This is a genomic window from Pseudomonas sp. SWI44 (genome assembly GCF_002947915.1).
GTDB classification, from domain to species: Bacteria; Pseudomonadota; Gammaproteobacteria; order Pseudomonadales; family Pseudomonadaceae; genus Aquipseudomonas; species Aquipseudomonas taiwanensis.
Window position 1 is genome coordinate 4,511,924 of sequence record NZ_CP026674.1, and the last position, 17,215, is coordinate 4,529,138.

Below are 17,215 nucleotides of genomic sequence, written 5' to 3' on the forward strand. Positions count from 1 at the left end.
TTCGTGATGACCCCGTTGAGTCGCGTCGTGATCGGCAGCCTGCTGATCCTGGCCTGGCCCGCGGCGCATGCCGCCGATGGCCAGAAAGTCTTCACCCAGGGTGGGGCCAATCCCGCCGCCATGGCCTGCCTGGGCTGCCATGGTGCAGACGGCAAGGGCATTGCCGCTGCTGGGTTCCCGCGTCTGGCCGGGCTGCCCGCCGGTTATCTGAGCAAGCAACTGCATGACTGGCGCGCCGGCAGCCGCAAGCAGCCAGTCATGGAACCCCTGGCCAAAGCGTTGACCGAGGCCGAGATCGAGGCGGTCAGCACCTACCTGGCTGGCCTGCCCGGCGACCCTTCCCCAGAACTGCGTCGCCAGCAGATCGCCAACGACAGCGTTACCCGCCTGGCGCTTTACGGTGACTGGCGTCGGCAGATCCCCGGTTGCGTGCAGTGCCATGGCCCAGGGGGCAGTGGGGTTGGCGAACATTTCCCGCCCTTGGCTGGGCAACCGGCCGGTTATCTGGCCGCGCAACTCAACGCCTGGCGCGACGGCAGTCGCAGCAATGACCCCAACCAGCTGATGGTCGGTGTGGCCAAGGCCATGACCGATGACGAGGTCACGGCTATCGCTGAGTTCTTCGCCCGTCCAGCTCGCCAGGAGGTCAAGCCATGAGACCATTGATGCCAATCGCGTTGCTGCTGGTCATGTGCAACGCCCACGCCGCCCCTGTTGCCATGGAAGACCAGTCGCAACTGAAGGTGCCCGACGCCCAGTCCTCGCCACAGTTCGTCCCGCCTTCGGAAAGCACACTGCCGGACAACGCCTTCGGCAAGATGGTACGCGAGGGACATGCACTGTTCGTCGATACCCGCAGGCTGATGCCCGAAGCCGTGGGCAATGGCATGAACTGCAGCAACTGCCACCTCGATCAGGGCCGTCTGGCCCACTCTGCGCCAATGTGGGGCGCCTACCCGATGTATCCGGCTTATCGCAAGAAAAACGACAAGGTCAACACCTATGCCGAACGCATCCAGGGGTGTTTCCAGTTCAGCATGAACGGTACACCGCCAGCGGCCGACAGCCCACAGATGACGGCGCTTTCGGTGTATTCCTACTGGCTGTCGAGCAAGGCGCCAACCGGCGTCGAGATCGCCGGGCGTGGTTACCCCGAGGTGCCGCAACCCAAGGGCGGCTATGACTTCACCCGAGGCCAGCAGGTCTACCGCGAACAGTGCGCGATCTGCCACGGCAATAACGGAGAGGGCCAGAAAGTGGCGGGCGAGTATGTCATGCCGCCGCTCTGGGGCAAGGATTCCTACAACTGGGGTGCCGGCATGCATCGGATCAACACGGCGGCCTCCTTCATCAAATACAACATGCCCTTGGGCAAACCCGGCAGCCTGAGCGATCAGCAGGCCTGGGACGTAGCGGCCTGGGTCAACCGGCACGAACGGCCACAGGATCCACGTTTGATCGAGGGCTCGGTGGAGAAGACGCGGGTCAAGTTCCACGCCAATGATGGGGTCAACCTGTATGGGCAGAAGGTGGACGGTGTGCTGATTGGGCAAGGCACCGGTAGCTGAGGCGCATCCCCGTCCTGTCACACCTGTATCACGGCACTGTAACCACCGACAGGTAGCAATGGCTGCGTTCATGTCGAAGGAGCGCGGCCATGGAGCTTTGTGTGATCGGAGCGGGGTATGTGGGCCTGGTGACGGCGGCCTGTTTTGCCGAGATGGGTAACCGGGTGGTGTGCCTGGAACGCGACCAGCAGCGCTTGGCGCAGTTGCGCCAGGGACATTGCCCCATTCACGAGCCCGGTCTGGAGGTGCTGCTCAAGAGCGGCCTGAGCCGCGGCCAGTTGAGATTCAGCGACGACTGGCAGCAGGCCTTGGCCCGGGCCGACGTGGTGTTCATCGCGGTCGGCACGCCTAGCCAGGAGGACGGCTCGGCTGACCTGCAGCATGTCCTGGCAGTGGCGGACAGCCTGGGTCGGCACCTGCGACGCCCTTGCCTGGTGGTGAACAAGTCGACGGTGCCGGTGGGCACTGCCGAGCGTGTGGCCGCGCAGATTGCGCTGGGTTTGCGTGAGCGTCGTGCGGGCTTTGCCGTCGAGGTGGCCAGCAATCCGGAGTTTCTCAAGGAGGGCAGCGCCCTGGACGACTTCATGCGCCCGGACCGTATCGTCATCGGCAGTGACAGTGAGTCCGCCCGCCAGTTGTTGCAGCGCCTGTACGCGCCGTTCGTGCGCAACCATGAGCGCATATTGATAATGACGCCGCGCGCCGCCGAGCTCACCAAGTACGCAGCCAATGCGTTCCTGGCGACCAAGATCTCGTTCGTTAACGAACTGGCCGGCCTGTGCGCCTGCCTGGGCGTGGACATCGAACAGGTACGCCGTGGCATCGGCAGCGACCGGCGCATCGGCAGCCATTTCATCTACGCGGGTTGCGGCTACGGCGGCTCATGCTTCCCCAAGGATGTGCGTGCGCTGATTCATACCGCCGAGCAGCAAGGTTACCCGTGCGCAATCCTTCAGGCGGTGCAGGCCCGCAACGAACAGCAGAAAACCCTGCTGTACAGTGCGTTGCACCAGCACTTCGGTGGCTTCCTGCGAGGGCGGGTGGTAGCGCTTTGGGGGATGGCATTCAAACCAGGCACCGACGATTTGCGCGAAGCCCCAAGCCTGGTGTTGCTGGATGCCCTGCTGGCCTCGGGCACGCGGATCCAGGCCTGCGATCCGGTAGCGCTGTCGGCGGTTGCCGAGCGCTACCCGTGGGCCGTAGCCTGCGGCCAGTTACGTCTGCACGATGACCCGTACGCCTGTGTCGAAGGGGCGGATGCGCTGGTTCTGGTGACCGAATGGAAGCAGTTCCGACAGCCGGACTTCCCCCGCGTACGGGGCTTGATGCGCATGCCGGTAGTGTTCGATGGGCGTAATATTTACGATCCGCTGGAACTATCTACACTGGGTTATCTCTATCATGGCATCGGTCGGCCACAGGCGGGGCATTGTAAGGTGACTGCCGCCTGATTAGACTGCGCCGAATTCCAACAGGCCTTGCCTTTGTTTAAGGACGTATATGATCAAAAAATGCTTGTTCCCGGCCGCCGGCTACGGCACCCGCTTCCTGCCTGCTACAAAAGCCATGCCCAAGGAAATGCTGCCGGTGGTCAACAAGCCACTGATCCAGTATGGCGTCGAGGAGGCCCTGGACGCCGGCCTGACCGAGATCTCCATCGTCACTGGCCGTGGCAAGCGCGCCCTGGAAGACCACTTCGACATCAGCTACGAGCTGGAAAACCAGATCAAGGGCACCGACAAGGAAAAGTACCTGGTCGGTATCCGTCGCCTGCTGGATGAGTGCTCGTTCTCCTACACCCGTCAGACCGAGATGAAGGGCCTGGGCCATGCGATTCTCACCGGCCGTCCGCTGATCGGCGACGAGCCGTTCGCCGTGGTGCTGGCCGACGACCTGTGCGTCAACCCGGAAGGTGACGGCGTTCTGACCCAGATGGTCAAGCTGTACAACCAGTTCCGTTGCTCGATCGTCGCCATCCAGGAAGTCGATCCGCAGGAAACCAACAAGTACGGTGTCATCGCTGGTGACATGATTCGCGACGACATCTTCCGTGTCACCAACATGGTCGAGAAGCCCAAGCCCGAAGACGCGCCGTCGAACCTGGCGATCATCGGTCGCTACATCCTGACGCCGGACATCTTCGACATCATCGCCAACACCGAGCCTGGCAAAGGTGGCGAGATTCAGATCACCGACGCCCTGATGCAGCAGGCGCAGAATGGCTGCGTGATTGCGTACAAGTTCAAGGGCAAGCGTTTCGACTGCGGTGGCGCCGAAGGCTACATCGACGCGACCAACTTCTGCTTCGAGAACTACTACAAGACTGGCAAGGCTTACTGATAAGCCTGGCAGGTCCAGAAGCCACCCTCCGGGGTGGCTTTTTTGTTTGCGGCGGCCAACGGGGGTATGCTGGACGCCAGCCAAGGAGACTGAATACATGGCCTACGATTTTGATCTGTTCGTGATTGGCGCCGGTTCCGGCGGTGTGCGTGCCGCGCGTTTCGCTGCAGGCTTCGGCGCGAAAGTGGCGGTGGCCGAGAGCCGCTATCTGGGCGGTACGTGTGTCAACGTCGGCTGTGTGCCGAAAAAACTGCTGGTGTATGGCGCCCACGTGGCCGATGAGTTGGAACAGGCTGCCGGCTTCGGCTGGACGCTGGAAGAAGGCCATTTCGACTGGGGCACGCTGATCGCCAACAAGAACCGTGAAATCGAGCGGCTCAACGGCATCTACCGCAATCTGCTGGTCAACAGTGGCGTGAACCTGTTGCAAGGGCATGCGCGCATGACCGGTGCCCACGAGGTGGAAGTGGAAGGCCAGCGCTACAGCGCCGAGCACATCCTCATTGCCACGGGCGGCTGGCCGCAGGTGCCGGACATTCCGGGCAAGGAGCTGGCCATCACTTCCAACGAGGCCTTCTACCTCAAGGACCTGCCGCGCCGCGTTCTGGTGGTTGGCGGCGGCTACATCGCGGTCGAATTTGCCGGGATCTTCCAGGGCCTTGGCGCCGATACCACGCTGCTGTACCGGGGCGATCTGTTCCTGCGGGGCTTCGATGGATCGGTGCGGACCCACCTCAAGGAGGAGCTGGAAAAGCGCGGCTTGAACCTGCAGTTCAATGCCGACATCCAGCGCATCGACAAGCTGGAGGATGGCAGCCTCAAGGCCACGCTCAAGGATGGTCGCGAGCTGCTCACCGACTGCGTGTTCTATGCCACCGGACGTCGCCCGATGCTGGACAACCTGGGCTTGGAGAATACCGGTGTGGAGCTGGATCCACGTGGCTACATCCGGGTTGACGAGCAGTACCAGACCACCGAACCCTCGGTGTTGGCGATTGGCGATGTGATCGGCCGCGTCCAGCTGACCCCGGTAGCATTGGCCGAAGGCATGGCCGTGGCCCGGCGGTTGTTCAAGCCTGAGCAGTATCGCCCAGTGGATTACCAGAACATTCCTACCGCAGTGTTCAGCCAGCCGCCGATTGGTACGGTGGGCCTTACCGAGGAACAGGCCCTGGCGGCCGGGCACAAGGTGCAAATCTTCGAGAGCCGCTTCCGGGCGATGAAGCTGACCCTGACCGACATCCAGGAAAAAACCCTGATGAAGCTGGTGGTGGACGCCGAGACCGACAAAGTGCTGGGGTGCCACATGGTCGGGCCGGATGCAGGCGAGATCATCCAGGGCCTGGGTATTGCGCTCAAGGCCGGGGCTACCAAGCAGCAATTCGACGAGACTATCGGCGTGCACCCGACGGCGGCCGAAGAGTTCGTGACCTTGCGTACCGCCACGCGCTGACGTGTTAGAGCGGGTTCCCCACGCAGCCTTCGACGCAGTGTTGGGCACCGGCTTTGCCGGTGCTCGCGGTGAACCTGCTCCCACGGCCCACGCGGCGTATCGCGCAATCCTTTGCTCAGCGCAATCCCTTCTATTAATAAACCTCGGTTATAGCCAAAACCAATCGCAAGCATGAGCTTTGCCAATGAGCCTTTATGGGGATGAGCGGTTAGGATTCTCTCCGTCAACTGATTTCAACCCATGAAGGAGCGTCTCTCATGCCTATCATCAACAGCCAGGTCAAACCGTTCAATGCCACCGCTTTCCACAACGGCGAATTCGTTCAGGTCAGCGAAGCCGACCTGAAAGGCAAGTGGTCTGTCGTGTTCTTCTACCCGGCCGACTTCACCTTCGTTTGCCCGACCGAACTGGGTGACCTTGCTGACAACTACGAAGAGTTCAAGAAACTCGGCGTGGAAATCTACGGCGTGTCCACCGACACCCACTTCACCCACAAAGCCTGGCACGACACTTCGGAAACCATCGGCAAGATCAAGTACCCGCTGATCGGTGACCCGACCCACGTCATCTCCCGCAACTTCGATGTGCTGATCGAAGAAGCTGGCCTGGCTGATCGCGGTACCTTCGTGATCAACCCGGAAGGCCAGATCAAGATCGTCGAAATCAACGACGGTGGTGTAGGTCGCGACGCCAGCGAACTGCTGCGCAAGGTCAAGGCTGCTCAATACGTGGCTGCCCACCCAGGCGAAGTCTGCCCGGCCAAGTGGAAAGAAGGCGAAGCGACCCTGGCGCCATCCCTGGACCTGGTCGGCAAGATCTAATGTTCGCCCGATGAGTGCCAGCGCGACGACCATGCTGCGTCGAAAACAGGCTTGGCACTTCTCGAACGGATAAAGGTTCATGCACCCGTCGCGGGCGGTGAGCAGCCGCCATAGCTGAAGTTCTCACTGCCCCGTCAAACGCCCGGGCGCCATCGCCTGGGCGTTTTTGTATCCGAAGTTTGAAAAAGGAATCGCCCGTATGTTGGACGCCACGCTTAAATCGCAACTGAAAACCTACCTGGAGCGGGTCACCCAGCCGATCGAGATCGTTGCTTCCCTCGACGACGGCGCGAAGTCCCGCGAATTGCACGACCTGCTGGTGGAAATTGCCGGCCTGTCGAACCTCATTACCCTGCGCGCGGATGGTGATGACGCCCGTCGTCCCTCGTTCTCGCTCAACCGCCCGGGTGCCGATATCAGCCTGCGCTTCGCCGGCATCCCAATGGGCCATGAATTCACCTCGCTGGTGTTGGCGCTGCTGCAAGTCGGTGGCCACCCATCCAAGGCCAGCGCCGAAGTGATCGAGCAGATCCAGGCGCTTGAAGGCGAGTTCACTTTCGAAACCTACTTCTCGCTGTCGTGCCAGAACTGCCCGGACGTGGTCCAGGCGCTGAACTTGATGGCGGTACTCAACCCGAACGTGCGCCACGTGGCCATCGACGGTGCGCTGTTCCAGGATGAAGTCGAAGCCCGCAAGATCATGGCGGTGCCTAGCATTTACCTGAACGGCGAAGTGTTTGGCCAGGGCCGTATGGGCCTGGAAGAGATTCTCGGCAAGATCGACACCAATGCAGGTGCCCGCCAGGCCGAGAAGATCAACGCCAAGGACGCGTTCGACGTGCTGGTGGTCGGCGGTGGCCCAGCTGGCGCCTCGGCAGCGATCTATGCCGCCCGCAAAGGCATCCGTACCGGTGTCGCCGCCGAGCGTTTCGGCGGTCAGGTGCTCGATACCCTGGCCATCGAGAACTTCATCTCGGTACAGGAAACCGAGGGGCCGAAACTGGCCACGGCGCTGGAAGAGCACGTCAAGCAGTACGACGTCGACATCATGAACCTGCAGCGCGGTGAAGCGTTGATTCCGGCCACCGACGGCGGTTTGCACGAAGTACGCCTGGCAGGCGGTGCCTCGCTCAAGGCCAAGACCGTGATCCTGGCCACCGGCGCCCGCTGGCGCGAAATGAATGTGCCGGGCGAGCAGGAGTACCGCGCCCGTGGCGTGGCCTACTGCCCGCACTGCGACGGCCCGCTGTTCAAGGGTAAGCGTGTGGCGGTGATCGGTGGCGGCAACTCGGGTGTTGAAGCGGCCATCGACCTTGCGGGGATCGTTGCCCAGGTAACGCTGATCGAATTCGACAGCCAGCTGCGTGCCGACGCCGTTCTGCAGCGCAAGCTACACAGCCTGCCGAACGTCAAGGTTATCACCAGCGCCCTGACGACCGAAGTGCTGGGCAACGGCGAGAAAGTCACTGGCCTGCGTTACAAGGACCGCAGCACCGACGAGTCGCACGAGCTGGCGCTGGAAGGCATCTTCGTGCAGATCGGCCTGCTGCCGAACACTGACTGGCTCAAGGGTACCGTCGAACTGTCGCCGCGTGGCGAGATCATCGTCGATGCCAAGGGCGCGACCAACATCCCCGGCGTCTTCGCTGCCGGTGACGTGACCACAGTGGCGTACAAGCAGATCGTCATCGCAGTAGGTGAGGGCGCCAAGGCCTCACTGGCGGCTTTCGATCACTTGATCCGTACGTCTGCGCCGGCGTAAGCCTGTAACGACACATCGCCGACAAGCCGACTCCTACAGGGACCAGTAGGAACCGGCTTGTCGGCGATGTGGCTCGTGGTGAACGAGGGTGTCTATCATTTAACGCAGACACCCTCAGGAATCTCAGCCATGACCCTGATCAGCCGCGAACCCTGGTGGCTCGTGCCACCCAAGCCCGGCCAGAAAGAGCAGGACCTGCACTGGGGCTATCTGGAAATCTACGCCGACGGACGCACGGTGTTCGTCGACCAGCGCCCGAGCGACCGCGAGCTTGCTGAGCGCAAGAGTTGTCGCAACTTCCCCGAACCGGATAATTGAACGGATCACCCGCCAAGTTCGGACAGGCGCGCTTCCAGAGCGGCAATCCGGGCTTCCAGGGCTTCGATCCGCTCTTCCGATACGTTGCTGGCGCTGCCACGCCCGCCACCTTCCTGCTGGCGTGCGGCGAGTATCGCCTCGATTTCCGCCGGGTCGCCCAGCGCATGGGTGTATCGGTCTTCGCGCTGGCCAGCCTGGCGCGGCAGGTGCAGGGCAAGGCCTCGTGAGATCAAACGCTCGAGTTGGTGCTGGATCTGCTCGGTATCGTCGAAGTCGTGAAGGCGGTTGCTGCGCGTGAGCAGCTCGTTGAGGGTCTGCGGGCCGCGCAGGAACATCAGTCCCATCAGTATCAGCTGTGCCGGTACCAGTTCCAGCGCCTTGTCCACGCGCTGTTCCCAGCGGTCGGCACGGCTGCCCATCTGTAGGCGGGTCATGTCCTGGCCTTCGAGGGCGCGCAGGGCCTGGCCAACCTGGCCTTGGGTCAGATTCATGACCGGCTCGCGGCTGGTCTTCTGGTTGCACGCCAGAACCAGGGCGTTGAGGGTCAGCGGGTAGCTTTCCGGGCTGGTGGCCTGCTTTTCGATCAACGAGCCGAGGATTCGGATCTCGACGCTGTTGAAGCGGCCTGCGCCTGCGGTTTCGTGTTCTGACATGACCCTGTCTCATTACTGGGGGAGGGCCACTAGCGTAGGTAAAGCGCCAGGCTTAGGCAATCACTGGCTTCATCGTCGGCCAAGCATCAACCGAACCTGTAGGCGCTGGGCCGCATGGCGGCCCAGCGTCATTCATGCACTGCGTTGCGTTTCTGCTTGGCACGCGGCAGCCGTGAACAGTACATCGGTCGACGAATTCAGCGCGGTCTCGGCTGAATCCTGCAGCACGCCAATGATGAAGCCGACCGCCACCACCTGCATGGCGATCTCGCTGGGAATGCCGAACAGGCTGCATGCCAGCGGGATCAGCAGCAGCGAACCGCCCGCTACCCCGGAGGCGCCGCAGGCACAGATGGCCGCGACCACGCTCAGCAGCACGGCGGTCGGCAGGTCGACAGGAATTCCCAGGGTGTGTACCGCTGCCAGGGTCAGCACGGTGATGGTGATCGCCGCGCCGGCCATGTTGATGGTCGCACCCAGCGGAATCGATACCGAGTAGGTGTCTTCATGCAGGCCAAGACGCTCGGATAATGCCAGGTTCACCGGAATGTTCGCCGCCGAACTGCGGGTGAAGAACGCCGTGATGCCACTTTCGCGCAGGCACAGCAAGGTCAGCGGGTATGGGTTGCGGCGTATCTTCCAGAACACGATCAGCGGGTTCATCACCAACGCCACGAACAGCATGCAGCCGATCAGCACCGCCAGCAGGTGCAGGTAGCCGAGCAGGGCGCTCAGCCCCGATTGGGCGAGGGTGGAGCTGACCAGGCCGAAGATGCCCAGTGGTGCGAAGCGGATCACCACGCGTACGATCAGGGTCACGCCATTGGACAGGTCCTCGACCACCGTACGGGTGGTGTCGCCGGCATGGCGCAGGGCCACGCCCAGGCCGATGGCCCAGGTCAGAATGCCGATGAAGTTGGCGTTGAGCAGCGCATTGATCGGGTTGTCGACAGCGCTCAGCAGCAGGTTCTGCAACACTTCGCCGATGCCGCCCGGGGCGCTGAGCGCTGCCTCGCCGGTGCTCAATGCCAGTTGCGAGGGGAACAGCATGCTGGCAACCACGGCCACAACTGCGGCTGCGAAGGTGCCCAGCAAGTACAGCCAGAGAATGGGGCGGATGTGGGTTTCCTGGCCGTGCCGGTGGTTGGCGATCGAAGCCATGACCAGGATGAACACCAGCACCGGCGCCACTGCCTTGAGCGCGCTGACGAACACTTTGCCGAGGAAAGCCAGGTCGCGGGCGATGGCTGGTGCAAGCAGCGCCAGAGCGATACCGGCAACCAGGCCGATGACGATCTGCGTCACCAGGCTGGTGCGGTTGAGTAGGCGAAGAACAGGGGTCATGTGAAGCAGTATCTCGTTATTGTGAAAGGGCGCGACTTTACCACAGACCGTTTGGCCGTTATCGCCGGCAGTCCGGCTCCGGCGATAACGGCCGCGCGTCGGTTTGCCGCACTGGGGTGCAGCGCCTTCTACCAGTGAAAAAGCTCTCGCCGCGCGCCTTCGGTGATCGCCACGATCCCAGGGTGTTTGACCTTGCGCTCGACTGAAATCGCGTAGAACGACTCGTGCACCGCGTCGGTCTGGCCAACCAGCTCGACCCCATACTGGCGGCATACTTCATCGGCGATCACGCTCGGGGCCACGAAAATACCGCTACCCGACTGCCCGAAGGCCTGCATCAGTGCACTGTCATCGAACTCGCCGATGACCCGCGGCTGCACCTGCTGCTCGCTCAACCAGCGCATCAGGCGACTGCGCACCACCGTTTCCTGGCCCGGAATCAGCAGCGGCGCGTCCTGCAGGCATGCAGGAAAGGGCCCCTTGTGGCGCTGGGCCAATGCCGGTGTGGCGAAGAAGCTGAGCCCGCATTCCCCCAGCTTCTGGCTGTAACCCTTGATATCCAGGTGATTGGGCATCGGGCTGTCGGAAATGACCAGGTCCAGACGCTGGATCGCCAGGTCCGCCAATAGCCGTTCCAGCTTGTCTTCGCGGCAGTTGATACGCAGTGCGTTGTCCAATTCCATGGTCGGTGCCAGCAGGCGATAGACGATGGATTTGGGCACCACGTCCGCCACGCCGACACGGAACAGGATCTGCTCTTGCGGGCCTGCCCGCAGCAGCGCCTCAAGCTCGCCACCGATCTGAAACATCTGCTCGGCGTATGCCAGGGTCTGGCGGCCGGTTTCGGTCAGTTCCAGCTGGCGTCCGACGCGCTGAAACAGCTCTAGGCCGTAGGTCTGCTCGAACAGGCTGATCTGGCCGCTGATGGTCTGGGGTGTGAGATTCAGCTGTTCGCTGGCACGTGCGATGCTGCCGGTCTTGGCCACGGCCCAGAAGTAATGCAACTGGCGATAGTTGAGCACGGGGTATTTCCAATATTCGTAAAAACCGAAGTATAACTGCTGAAAATACGAATTTTTCTGATGTATCGCACTCTTTAGAATGCGACCCCATCAGGCGCAGTGCGCGCCGCCCGGTTTTCGACAAGCGAGGAACCCATGCTGCAACTCAAATCCATCGGTACGCCCCTGGTGCTGGTGTTGGCACTGTTTGCCATGAGCGGGTGCGATCAGGCCGAGAAATCCGCCCAGCAAATGCTCGACCAGGCTGCAGAGTCGGCCAAGCAAGCCATCGACAAGACCAACGAAGCGGCCCAGCAGGCGCTGCATGAAGCCATCGGCTCCGAAGGGCACAAGCCCAAGAGCACCGAGCCCGACGCAAAGACCCAGGACATCTGACCCAGACCCGAGCAGGATTGAAAAATGGAATATTTGCTGGAACTCGTCGCAAGCCCAACCGCCTGGGTCGCCCTGGCCACGCTGGTGGCGATGGAGATCGTCCTGGGTATCGATAACCTGATCTTCATCTCCATCCTCACCAACAAGCTCCCGGTGGAGTATCGCTCCAAGGCGCGGCGCATCGGTATCAGCATGGCCCTGGTCATGCGCCTGGCGTTGCTGAGCACCGTGGCCTGGATCGTCCAGCTCACCGAGCCGGTGATCGATGTGTTCGGCCATAGCTTCTCGTGGAAAGACATGATCCTCATCGCCGGTGGCCTGTTCCTGTTGTGGAAGGCGACCAAGGAAATTCACGAGAACGTCGACCCGCGCGGCGCCAAGGAAGAAGCCAAGGCGGGCTCCACCGTGACGCTGGGCTTCGCTGCGGCGATCGGGCAGATCCTGCTGCTGGACATCGTGTTTTCGGTCGACAGCATCATCACCGCCGTGGGCATGACCGAACACTTGCCAATCATGATCATCGCCGTGATCAGTGCTGTGATCGTGATGCTGGTGGCAGCCGACCCGTTGGCCAAGTTCATCAACGACAACCCGACCGTGGTGATGCTTGCGCTGGGCTTCTTGATCATGATCGGTATGACGCTGATCGCCGAGGGCATGGGCGCCCACGTACCGAAAGGTTATGTGTATGCGGCGATGGCCTTCTCGACGCTGATCGAGATCCTCAACATCATGGCTCGCCGTGCGCGGGTCAAGCGTGAGATGGCTGAAGGCTGATGCATGGACCGAGGCCCGCCGGTGAGCGGGCCTCGACGTATCTGCAGGTCAGTGCGCTCCAGCATGGCGGCGCGCGCGCCGGGCCGGCTGTGGCGTGGGCAAGGTGTGCGGCGGCAGAGGGTGATGATGGGCACGACGCCGCACGATTCGTAGTACACCCCACAGCATGGCGGCTGCGACGCTCAGCCACATGCCCACCAGCATGAGAATTGCCATGGTCAGGCTCATAGGTGCCTCCTTCTCTCGGGCCAGCGCAAGGCTTTGCCTTCCAGACACTGCTTTAGTCTAGCTCGCGCCCTGTGACGTTCCATTGACCTTAAGTCTATTGCTTGGTCCGATTCGTTCCTACGGTGGGTCGGACTATACCCGCGAGGCTGTCCGACCTATGATCGACGACCACAGCCGGGCGTGCCTGTCCGGCGCTGGAACAAGTGAGTGTCCATGGAGCAAAAATCCTTCAAATGGCTGGCCGCGTGTCTGCTGGCCGTCAGCCTGACGGGCTGTGCCAGTGCGCCACCGGCCGCTCTCAAGGGCTTGCCGCAGCGTGTCGAAATCAGCAGCGTGCCGTTCTACCGTGGCAATGCCAACCACAGCGGCGCCATGGCCCTGGCGGCGGTGCTCTCGCAGCAAGGCGCACCGATCACGCCAGGCCTTTTGGACAAGCCCTTGAACCTGCCCCAGGCCGCCGAGTCGCTGGATACCGGCATTCCTCGCGTTGCCAGGGATTACGGCATGGTCGTCTATCCACTGGACAAGCGCCTGGACGCCTTGCTGGTGCAGGTGGCTGCGGGTAATCCGGTGTTGCTGCGCTACGAGGAGGGTGCGGCCTGGTGGGGCGAGCCGCGTTACGCGGTGCTGATCGGCTATGACCGTTACAAACAACGGGTGCTGCTGCGCTCAGGCATGCATCGCCGGGAGTTGATGGCGTTCGATGATTTCGAGGCGGCCTGGGTCAAGGAGGGGAGCTGGGCGGTGCTGGTGCAGCCACCGCGGCAGTTGCCGGCCCAAGTGGACCGCCAACGCTGGTTGCAGGCGGCAGATGAACTGGCTCGGGCAGGCCAGGAGCTTGCAGCCAAGCAGGCGGTGAGCAGCCTGGGCAGGTAACGTGGCCTGATCGCTGGCAAGCCGGCGCCTACAGGGTTACGCGAAACCTGTAGGAACCGGTGCGCCGGCGATGAACCGTTAGAAGCCCAGACGATCGCGCAGGCTGTAGTACCAGGCGCCGATGGCGCTGAATGGCACGCGCAGCATCTGGCCACCCGGGAACGGGTAGTGGGGCAGGCCGGCGAAGGCATCGAAGCGCTCAGCCTGGCCTCGCAGGGCCTCTGCCAGCACCTTGCCTGCCAGGTGGGTGTAAGTCACGCCATGGCCCGAGCACCCCTGCGAGTAGTAGATGTTGTCGCCGATACGGCCGACCTGCGGCAGACGCGACAGGGTCAGCAGGAAGTTGCCGGTCCAGGCGTAATCGATCTTGACGTTCTTCAGTTGCGGGAACGCCTTGAGCATCTTCGGACGGATGATCGCTTCGATGTTGGCCGGGTCACGTGCACCGTAGACAACGCCGCCGCCGAAGATCAGGCGCTTGTCGCTGGTCAAGCGGTAGTAGTCGAGCAGGTAGTTGCAGTCCTCGACGCAGTAGTCCTGCGGCAGCAGGGTGCGCGCCAGCTCGTCGCCCAGCGGTTCGGTGGTGATCACCTGGGTGCCGCATGGCATCGACTTGGCGGCCAGTTCCGGGACCAGGTTACCCAGGTAGGCGTTACCGGCGACGATGATGAACTTGGCGCGCACTTTGCCCTGCGGGGTGTGTACGACCGGATTGGCGCCACGTTCGATACGTACGGCCGGGGTTTGCTCATAAATGATGCCGCCCAGCGACTCGACCGCGGCGGCTTCGCCCAGGGCCAGGTTCAGCGGGTGGATGTGGCCGCCGCTCATGTCCAGCATGCCGCCGACGTAGTTGTCGCACGCCACGACTTCGCGAATGCGCTTCTGGTCCATCAGTTCCAGCTGGGTGTGACCGAAGCGTTCCCACAGGCGCTTTTGCGATTCCAGGTGACCCATCTGCTTGGCGGTGAGGGCGGCGAAAACACCACCGTCCTTCAGGTCGCACTGGATGTTGTACTTGGCTACGCGCTCACGAATGATGCGGCCGCCTTCGAAGGCCATCTGGCCCAGCAACTGTGCTTGCTTGGGGCCGACGGTACGTTCGATGACATCGATGTCGCGGCTGTAGCTGTTGACGATCTGGCCGCCGTTGCGGCCCGAAGCGCCGAAGCCGACCTTGGCGGCTTCGACGATGCTCACCTTGAAGCCGTTTTCCAGCAGGAACAGCGCGCTGGACAGGCCGGTGTAGCCGGCACCGATGATACACACATCGGTTTCCACCTCACCCTGCAGCGCCGGACGTGGCGGCACCGGGTTAGCCGAGGCGGCGTAGTAGGACTGGGGGTAGGGGGTATTGGCCATGCTCGAGGAACCTCGTGTTTTATATTTTTAACGAATGTACCGATGCTATCAATAATAATAAACACCCGCTAGTCGTCCGTTGAAAATCCTTTACTCGCATTGCCAGCGCCTGGACTCTAAATATTTTTAAGATTCAGTGGGTTAGCGGGAAAAAAACAGTTGACACCGGTTTCGGAACGCGTAGAATGCGCCCACATCGACAGGCACATAGCTCAGTTGGTTAGAGCACCACCTTGACATGGTGGGGGTCGTTGGTTCGAGTCCAATTGTGCCTACCAAACAAAAGTCCCGGCTTCCGGGCACATGAAGGGCGATCCGAAGGGGTCGCCCTTTTTGCTTGTGCAAGAAAAGTTCATGCGTGCTCGTCTGTGGTGGAGGCAGGGCAGCTGCCATAGATCTCGCGGGGCTTCAGAAGGGCGCCGCCTGTGCGGCGCATCGCGAGCAAGGCTCGCTCCTACAGTTGCGCGTTATTGCACGGCTCGATCTCGAGTCATCCAGGCCAGGCGTTCGCGCGCGCCAACCGCAGACAACATTGGCCCGCCACCACCGTAGGAGCGAGCCTTGCTCGCGATGCGCCGCGCCGGCGGCGCTCGATCGCATGAGCGCCAACCCCTTGGCCTGCCACTCAACACTCCCCAGAACCGAAAGTTTTTGATTTTTTTGAAAAAAACGCTTTACAGCCATGCGCATCCCCCTTAATATGCGCGCCACACGACAGGCACATAGCTCAGTTGGTTAGAGCACCACCTTGACATGGTGGGGGTCGTTGGTTCGAGTCCAATTGTGCCTACCAAATCTGAAGAGGGGCGATCCGATAGGGTCGCCCTTTTTCGTTTGCGCGTTTCCACGCTGTTGCAGCCCGTAACCTATGGTCGCGGCCCGTGCGCAAGGCCATCATGCTAGAATCCGCCCCTTCGAATCTGGAGGTGGACGCGTGCGCAAACTGGCAGTGGTAATGGCAGTGCTGGCCCTGGCGGGCTGTGAGAACGAGGTCGAAGGCGTACACAAGCAGGTGGCCGAACATCTGCACAACCCCAAGACCGCCAAGTTCGGCAACGTGCGGATCGACACCCAGGGCACCATCTGCGGCCAGGTGCGTGGCAAGGACGATGCCGGGCAGTACGAAGCCTACCGCAGCTACGTCGCTATCAAGCGCGACGCTGGCCAATACGAAATCATCGTCGATGACACCGGCAACAACTTGCGTATCCGCGAAATGTGCGGTGGCGCGGAGCTGCAGCGCCGCGCCGAAGCCCTGGCCGATCAGCCGGCCCCTGAAGGCTGGGATGTCGAAGTGATTCAAGGCGCCAACATGGGCGCACTGAGCGATATGACCGCACGCCTGATCGAGAAGGGTATTCCGTCTTCGGTGGAATACCGCAATGGCAAGCCGGTGGTGTTGATGGGGCCATTCCCCACCAAGGCCGAAGCCGAGGCCCGCAAGGCTGAAGTCATGGCCAAGCTCGGCACTGACTCGATCGTCATCCAGCACGGCGTCGAGCGCTAGGCGGCGAGCTAGGCGAGTCTGCGGGTGGCCATGGCGCGCCGGTCCCGGCTATGCTTGGACACAGGAGATGCTGAACGGAGAGGGCCTCATGTCTACGCTGGAACGGGCCATCGTCGTGGCCGCCAGGGCGCATGAAGGGCAATTCGATAAGGGTGGGGCGGCGTACATTCTCCACCCGTTGCGGGTGATGATGCGCGTTGCGACCCCTGAGCAGCGCATTGTCGCGGTGCTGCACGATGTGCTCGAAGACACCCCGTTGACGCTGTCGGACCTCGCCCGTGAGGGTTTCGCATTGAAGATCCTGGCGGCCTTGCTGGCATTGAGCAGGCGTGAAGGCGAAAGCTACCAGGATTTCGTCGTGCGCCTGGGTGATGACCCGTTGGCCCGCACGGTCAAGCTGGCCGATCTTGCCGATAACAGTGATCTTACCCGCATTGCCACCCCGGGCCCTGCCGACCTGGCGCGCCTGGCGCGTTATCGGGAGGCCAGTGCCTACTTGCAGGCACTGGCGTGAATGGCAGTCACAGGCCGACGCGAGACGTGCCTGCTGGGTCAATCTTCCTTGGGCACAGTCCAGAAAATCTGCACGCCGCCGTCATCGCGGTGGGCGAGGGTGACATTGTCGTTCTCGGCGATTTCCTCAAGCAGGGTTTCCCAATCCTCCACCGACTCATGTTCCAGCCGGAAGATCAGGGCGGCACGGCTGCGCTGGGCGAGAGGATTGTTGATGATCTTCTGGACGCGAAGGCCCAGTTGTTCGTAGCTGCTAGGGGTTGCGGTGGCGGTGCTGGCCATGGAGCGCTTTCCTT

General features: G+C 62.1%; 19 protein-coding genes and 2 tRNA genes. 15 read left to right on the forward strand and 6 right to left on the reverse strand.

The window, feature by feature from the left end:
• Positions 1 to 6: 6 nt before the first annotated feature.
• The 8 genes from C4Q26_RS21100 to C4Q26_RS21135 all read left to right on the forward strand — a co-directional run bounded on the left by C4Q26_RS21100 (position 7) and on the right by C4Q26_RS21135 (position 8,262).
• Entirely contained in the window at positions 7 to 657 is a 651-nt protein-coding gene (locus C4Q26_RS21100; protein ID WP_104883477.1) for a cytochrome c, read from the forward strand.
• On the forward strand, positions 654 to 1,568 hold the full coding sequence (locus tag C4Q26_RS21105; RefSeq protein ID WP_104881480.1) for a c-type cytochrome: 915 nt from the start codon (positions 654 to 656) through the stop codon (positions 1,566 to 1,568). Before C4Q26_RS21100 ends, C4Q26_RS21105 begins: the two co-directional genes overlap by 4 nt.
• Positions 1,569 to 1,657: 89 nt before the next feature.
• Positions 1,658 to 3,019 carry a UDP-glucose/GDP-mannose dehydrogenase family protein gene (locus C4Q26_RS21110; RefSeq protein ID WP_104883478.1) on the forward strand — a complete coding sequence of 454 codons (1,362 nt, stop codon included), beginning with the start codon at positions 1,658 to 1,660 and terminating at the stop codon, positions 3,017 to 3,019.
• 49 nt (positions 3,020 to 3,068) lie between these two features.
• Positions 3,069 to 3,908, forward strand: a complete 840-nt coding sequence (gene galU / locus C4Q26_RS21115; protein ID WP_023381269.1) for a UTP--glucose-1-phosphate uridylyltransferase GalU — start codon at positions 3,069 to 3,071, stop codon at positions 3,906 to 3,908.
• Between the two features lie 97 nt (positions 3,909 to 4,005).
• Positions 4,006 to 5,361, forward strand: coding sequence for a glutathione-disulfide reductase (gene gorA, locus C4Q26_RS21120; protein WP_027908178.1), 1,356 nt, complete (start codon positions 4,006 to 4,008; stop codon positions 5,359 to 5,361).
• Between the two features lie 257 nt (positions 5,362 to 5,618).
• The gene (ahpC, locus tag C4Q26_RS21125) at positions 5,619 to 6,182 is read left to right on the forward strand and encodes an alkyl hydroperoxide reductase subunit C (protein WP_023381267.1); all 564 of its coding nucleotides are present in this window, start codon (positions 5,619 to 5,621) and stop codon (positions 6,180 to 6,182) included.
• A gap of 199 nt (positions 6,183 to 6,381) precedes the next feature.
• Positions 6,382 to 7,944, forward strand: coding sequence for an alkyl hydroperoxide reductase subunit F (gene ahpF, locus C4Q26_RS21130; protein WP_104883479.1), 1,563 nt, complete (start codon positions 6,382 to 6,384; stop codon positions 7,942 to 7,944).
• Positions 7,945 to 8,073: 129 nt separating this feature from the next.
• On the forward strand, positions 8,074 to 8,262 hold the full coding sequence (locus C4Q26_RS21135; RefSeq protein ID WP_023381261.1) for a hypothetical protein: 189 nt from the start codon (positions 8,074 to 8,076) through the stop codon (positions 8,260 to 8,262).
• A 5-nt stretch (positions 8,263 to 8,267) separates the two neighbouring features.
• Here C4Q26_RS21135 and C4Q26_RS21140 read toward each other — a convergent pair whose 3' ends face one another.
• The 3 genes from C4Q26_RS21140 to nhaR form a co-directional block, all read right to left on the reverse strand.
• Positions 8,268 to 8,915 (reverse strand): YceH family protein, encoded by a 648-nt coding sequence (locus C4Q26_RS21140; protein WP_023381260.1) that lies wholly within the window; start codon positions 8,913 to 8,915, stop codon positions 8,268 to 8,270.
• 132 nt (positions 8,916 to 9,047) lie between these two features.
• Positions 9,048 to 10,259 carry a serine/threonine transporter SstT gene (sstT, locus tag C4Q26_RS21145; protein ID WP_023381259.1) on the reverse strand — a complete coding sequence of 404 codons (1,212 nt, stop codon included), beginning with the start codon at positions 10,257 to 10,259 and terminating at the stop codon, positions 9,048 to 9,050.
• Positions 10,260 to 10,387: 128 nt separating this feature from the next.
• On the reverse strand, positions 10,388 to 11,281 hold the full coding sequence (nhaR, locus tag C4Q26_RS21150; protein WP_023381258.1) for a transcriptional activator NhaR: 894 nt from the start codon (positions 11,279 to 11,281) through the stop codon (positions 10,388 to 10,390).
• Between the two features lie 135 nt (positions 11,282 to 11,416).
• Between nhaR and C4Q26_RS21155 the strand changes: the two genes are divergently transcribed.
• Together C4Q26_RS21155 and C4Q26_RS21160 are read left to right on the forward strand one after the other, a co-directional pair.
• On the forward strand, positions 11,417 to 11,656 hold the full coding sequence (locus C4Q26_RS21155; RefSeq protein WP_023381257.1) for a hypothetical protein: 240 nt from the start codon (positions 11,417 to 11,419) through the stop codon (positions 11,654 to 11,656).
• Between the two features lie 24 nt (positions 11,657 to 11,680).
• Entirely contained in the window at positions 11,681 to 12,433 is a 753-nt protein-coding gene (locus tag C4Q26_RS21160) for a TerC family protein (protein WP_023381256.1), read from the forward strand.
• 48 nt (positions 12,434 to 12,481) lie between these two features.
• On the opposite strand, the gene C4Q26_RS21165 is transcribed toward C4Q26_RS21160, so the two are convergent.
• Positions 12,482 to 12,661, reverse strand: coding sequence for a hypothetical protein (locus C4Q26_RS21165; protein ID WP_023381255.1), 180 nt, complete (start codon positions 12,659 to 12,661; stop codon positions 12,482 to 12,484).
• 213 nt (positions 12,662 to 12,874) lie between these two features.
• Here C4Q26_RS21165 and C4Q26_RS21170 point away from each other — a divergent pair, with 213 nt between their 5' ends.
• Positions 12,875 to 13,537, forward strand: a complete 663-nt coding sequence (locus C4Q26_RS21170) for a peptidase C39 family protein (RefSeq protein ID WP_023381254.1) — start codon at positions 12,875 to 12,877, stop codon at positions 13,535 to 13,537.
• Between the two features lie 78 nt (positions 13,538 to 13,615).
• Here the strand turns inward: C4Q26_RS21170 and C4Q26_RS21175 are convergent, their stop codons facing one another.
• Positions 13,616 to 14,899 carry an FAD-binding oxidoreductase gene (locus C4Q26_RS21175; RefSeq protein ID WP_023381253.1) on the reverse strand — a complete coding sequence of 428 codons (1,284 nt, stop codon included), beginning with the start codon at positions 14,897 to 14,899 and terminating at the stop codon, positions 13,616 to 13,618.
• Positions 14,900 to 15,100: 201 nt separating this feature from the next.
• On the opposite strand from C4Q26_RS21175, the gene C4Q26_RS21180 reads away from it, so the two are divergent.
• The 4 genes from C4Q26_RS21180 to C4Q26_RS21195 all read left to right on the forward strand — a co-directional run bounded on the left by C4Q26_RS21180 (position 15,101) and on the right by C4Q26_RS21195 (position 16,920).
• A tRNA-Val gene (locus C4Q26_RS21180) sits at positions 15,101 to 15,177 on the forward strand.
• A gap of 438 nt (positions 15,178 to 15,615) precedes the next feature.
• Positions 15,616 to 15,692: transfer RNA gene (locus C4Q26_RS21185), tRNA-Val, on the forward strand.
• 141 nt (positions 15,693 to 15,833) lie between these two features.
• Positions 15,834 to 16,406 carry an SPOR domain-containing protein gene (locus C4Q26_RS21190; RefSeq protein ID WP_023381252.1) on the forward strand — a complete coding sequence of 191 codons (573 nt, stop codon included), beginning with the start codon at positions 15,834 to 15,836 and terminating at the stop codon, positions 16,404 to 16,406.
• Positions 16,407 to 16,494: 88 nt separating this feature from the next.
• The gene (locus C4Q26_RS21195) at positions 16,495 to 16,920 is read left to right on the forward strand and encodes a hypothetical protein (protein WP_023381251.1); all 426 of its coding nucleotides are present in this window, start codon (positions 16,495 to 16,497) and stop codon (positions 16,918 to 16,920) included.
• 38 nt (positions 16,921 to 16,958) lie between these two features.
• Here C4Q26_RS21195 and C4Q26_RS21200 read toward each other — a convergent pair whose 3' ends face one another.
• Positions 16,959 to 17,201 (reverse strand): DUF1654 domain-containing protein, encoded by a 243-nt coding sequence (locus C4Q26_RS21200; RefSeq protein ID WP_023381250.1) that lies wholly within the window; start codon positions 17,199 to 17,201, stop codon positions 16,959 to 16,961.
• Positions 17,202 to 17,215 lie beyond the last annotated feature (14 nt).

Bases quoted from the DNA above. Each gene is read 5' to 3' on its own strand.
- C4Q26_RS21100 (WP_104883477.1), top strand. From the start codon at position 7: ATGACCCCGTTGAGTCGCGTCGTGATCGGCAGCCTGCTGATCCTGGCC.
- C4Q26_RS21105 (WP_104881480.1), top strand. From the start codon at position 654: ATGAGACCATTGATGCCAATCGCGTTGCTGCTGGTCATGTGCAACGCC.
- C4Q26_RS21110 (WP_104883478.1), top strand. From the start codon at position 1,658: ATGGAGCTTTGTGTGATCGGAGCGGGGTATGTGGGCCTGGTGACGGCG.
- galU (WP_023381269.1), top strand. From the start codon at position 3,069: ATGATCAAAAAATGCTTGTTCCCGGCCGCCGGCTACGGCACCCGCTTC.
- gorA (WP_027908178.1), top strand. From the start codon at position 4,006: ATGGCCTACGATTTTGATCTGTTCGTGATTGGCGCCGGTTCCGGCGGT.
- ahpC (WP_023381267.1), top strand. From the start codon at position 5,619: ATGCCTATCATCAACAGCCAGGTCAAACCGTTCAATGCCACCGCTTTC.
- ahpF (WP_104883479.1), top strand. From the start codon at position 6,382: ATGTTGGACGCCACGCTTAAATCGCAACTGAAAACCTACCTGGAGCGG.
- C4Q26_RS21135 (WP_023381261.1), top strand. From the start codon at position 8,074: ATGACCCTGATCAGCCGCGAACCCTGGTGGCTCGTGCCACCCAAGCCC.
- C4Q26_RS21140 (WP_023381260.1), bottom strand. From the start codon at position 8,915: ATGTCAGAACACGAAACCGCAGGCGCAGGCCGCTTCAACAGCGTCGAG.
- sstT (WP_023381259.1), bottom strand. From the start codon at position 10,259: ATGACCCCTGTTCTTCGCCTACTCAACCGCACCAGCCTGGTGACGCAG.
- C4Q26_RS21155 (WP_023381257.1), top strand. From the start codon at position 11,417: ATGCTGCAACTCAAATCCATCGGTACGCCCCTGGTGCTGGTGTTGGCA.
- C4Q26_RS21160 (WP_023381256.1), top strand. From the start codon at position 11,681: ATGGAATATTTGCTGGAACTCGTCGCAAGCCCAACCGCCTGGGTCGCC.
- C4Q26_RS21165 (WP_023381255.1), bottom strand. From the start codon at position 12,661: ATGAGCCTGACCATGGCAATTCTCATGCTGGTGGGCATGTGGCTGAGC.
- C4Q26_RS21170 (WP_023381254.1), top strand. From the start codon at position 12,875: ATGGAGCAAAAATCCTTCAAATGGCTGGCCGCGTGTCTGCTGGCCGTC.
- C4Q26_RS21175 (WP_023381253.1), bottom strand. From the start codon at position 14,899: ATGGCCAATACCCCCTACCCCCAGTCCTACTACGCCGCCTCGGCTAAC.
- C4Q26_RS21195 (WP_023381251.1), top strand. From the start codon at position 16,495: ATGTCTACGCTGGAACGGGCCATCGTCGTGGCCGCCAGGGCGCATGAA.
- C4Q26_RS21200 (WP_023381250.1), bottom strand. From the start codon at position 17,201: ATGGCCAGCACCGCCACCGCAACCCCTAGCAGCTACGAACAACTGGGC.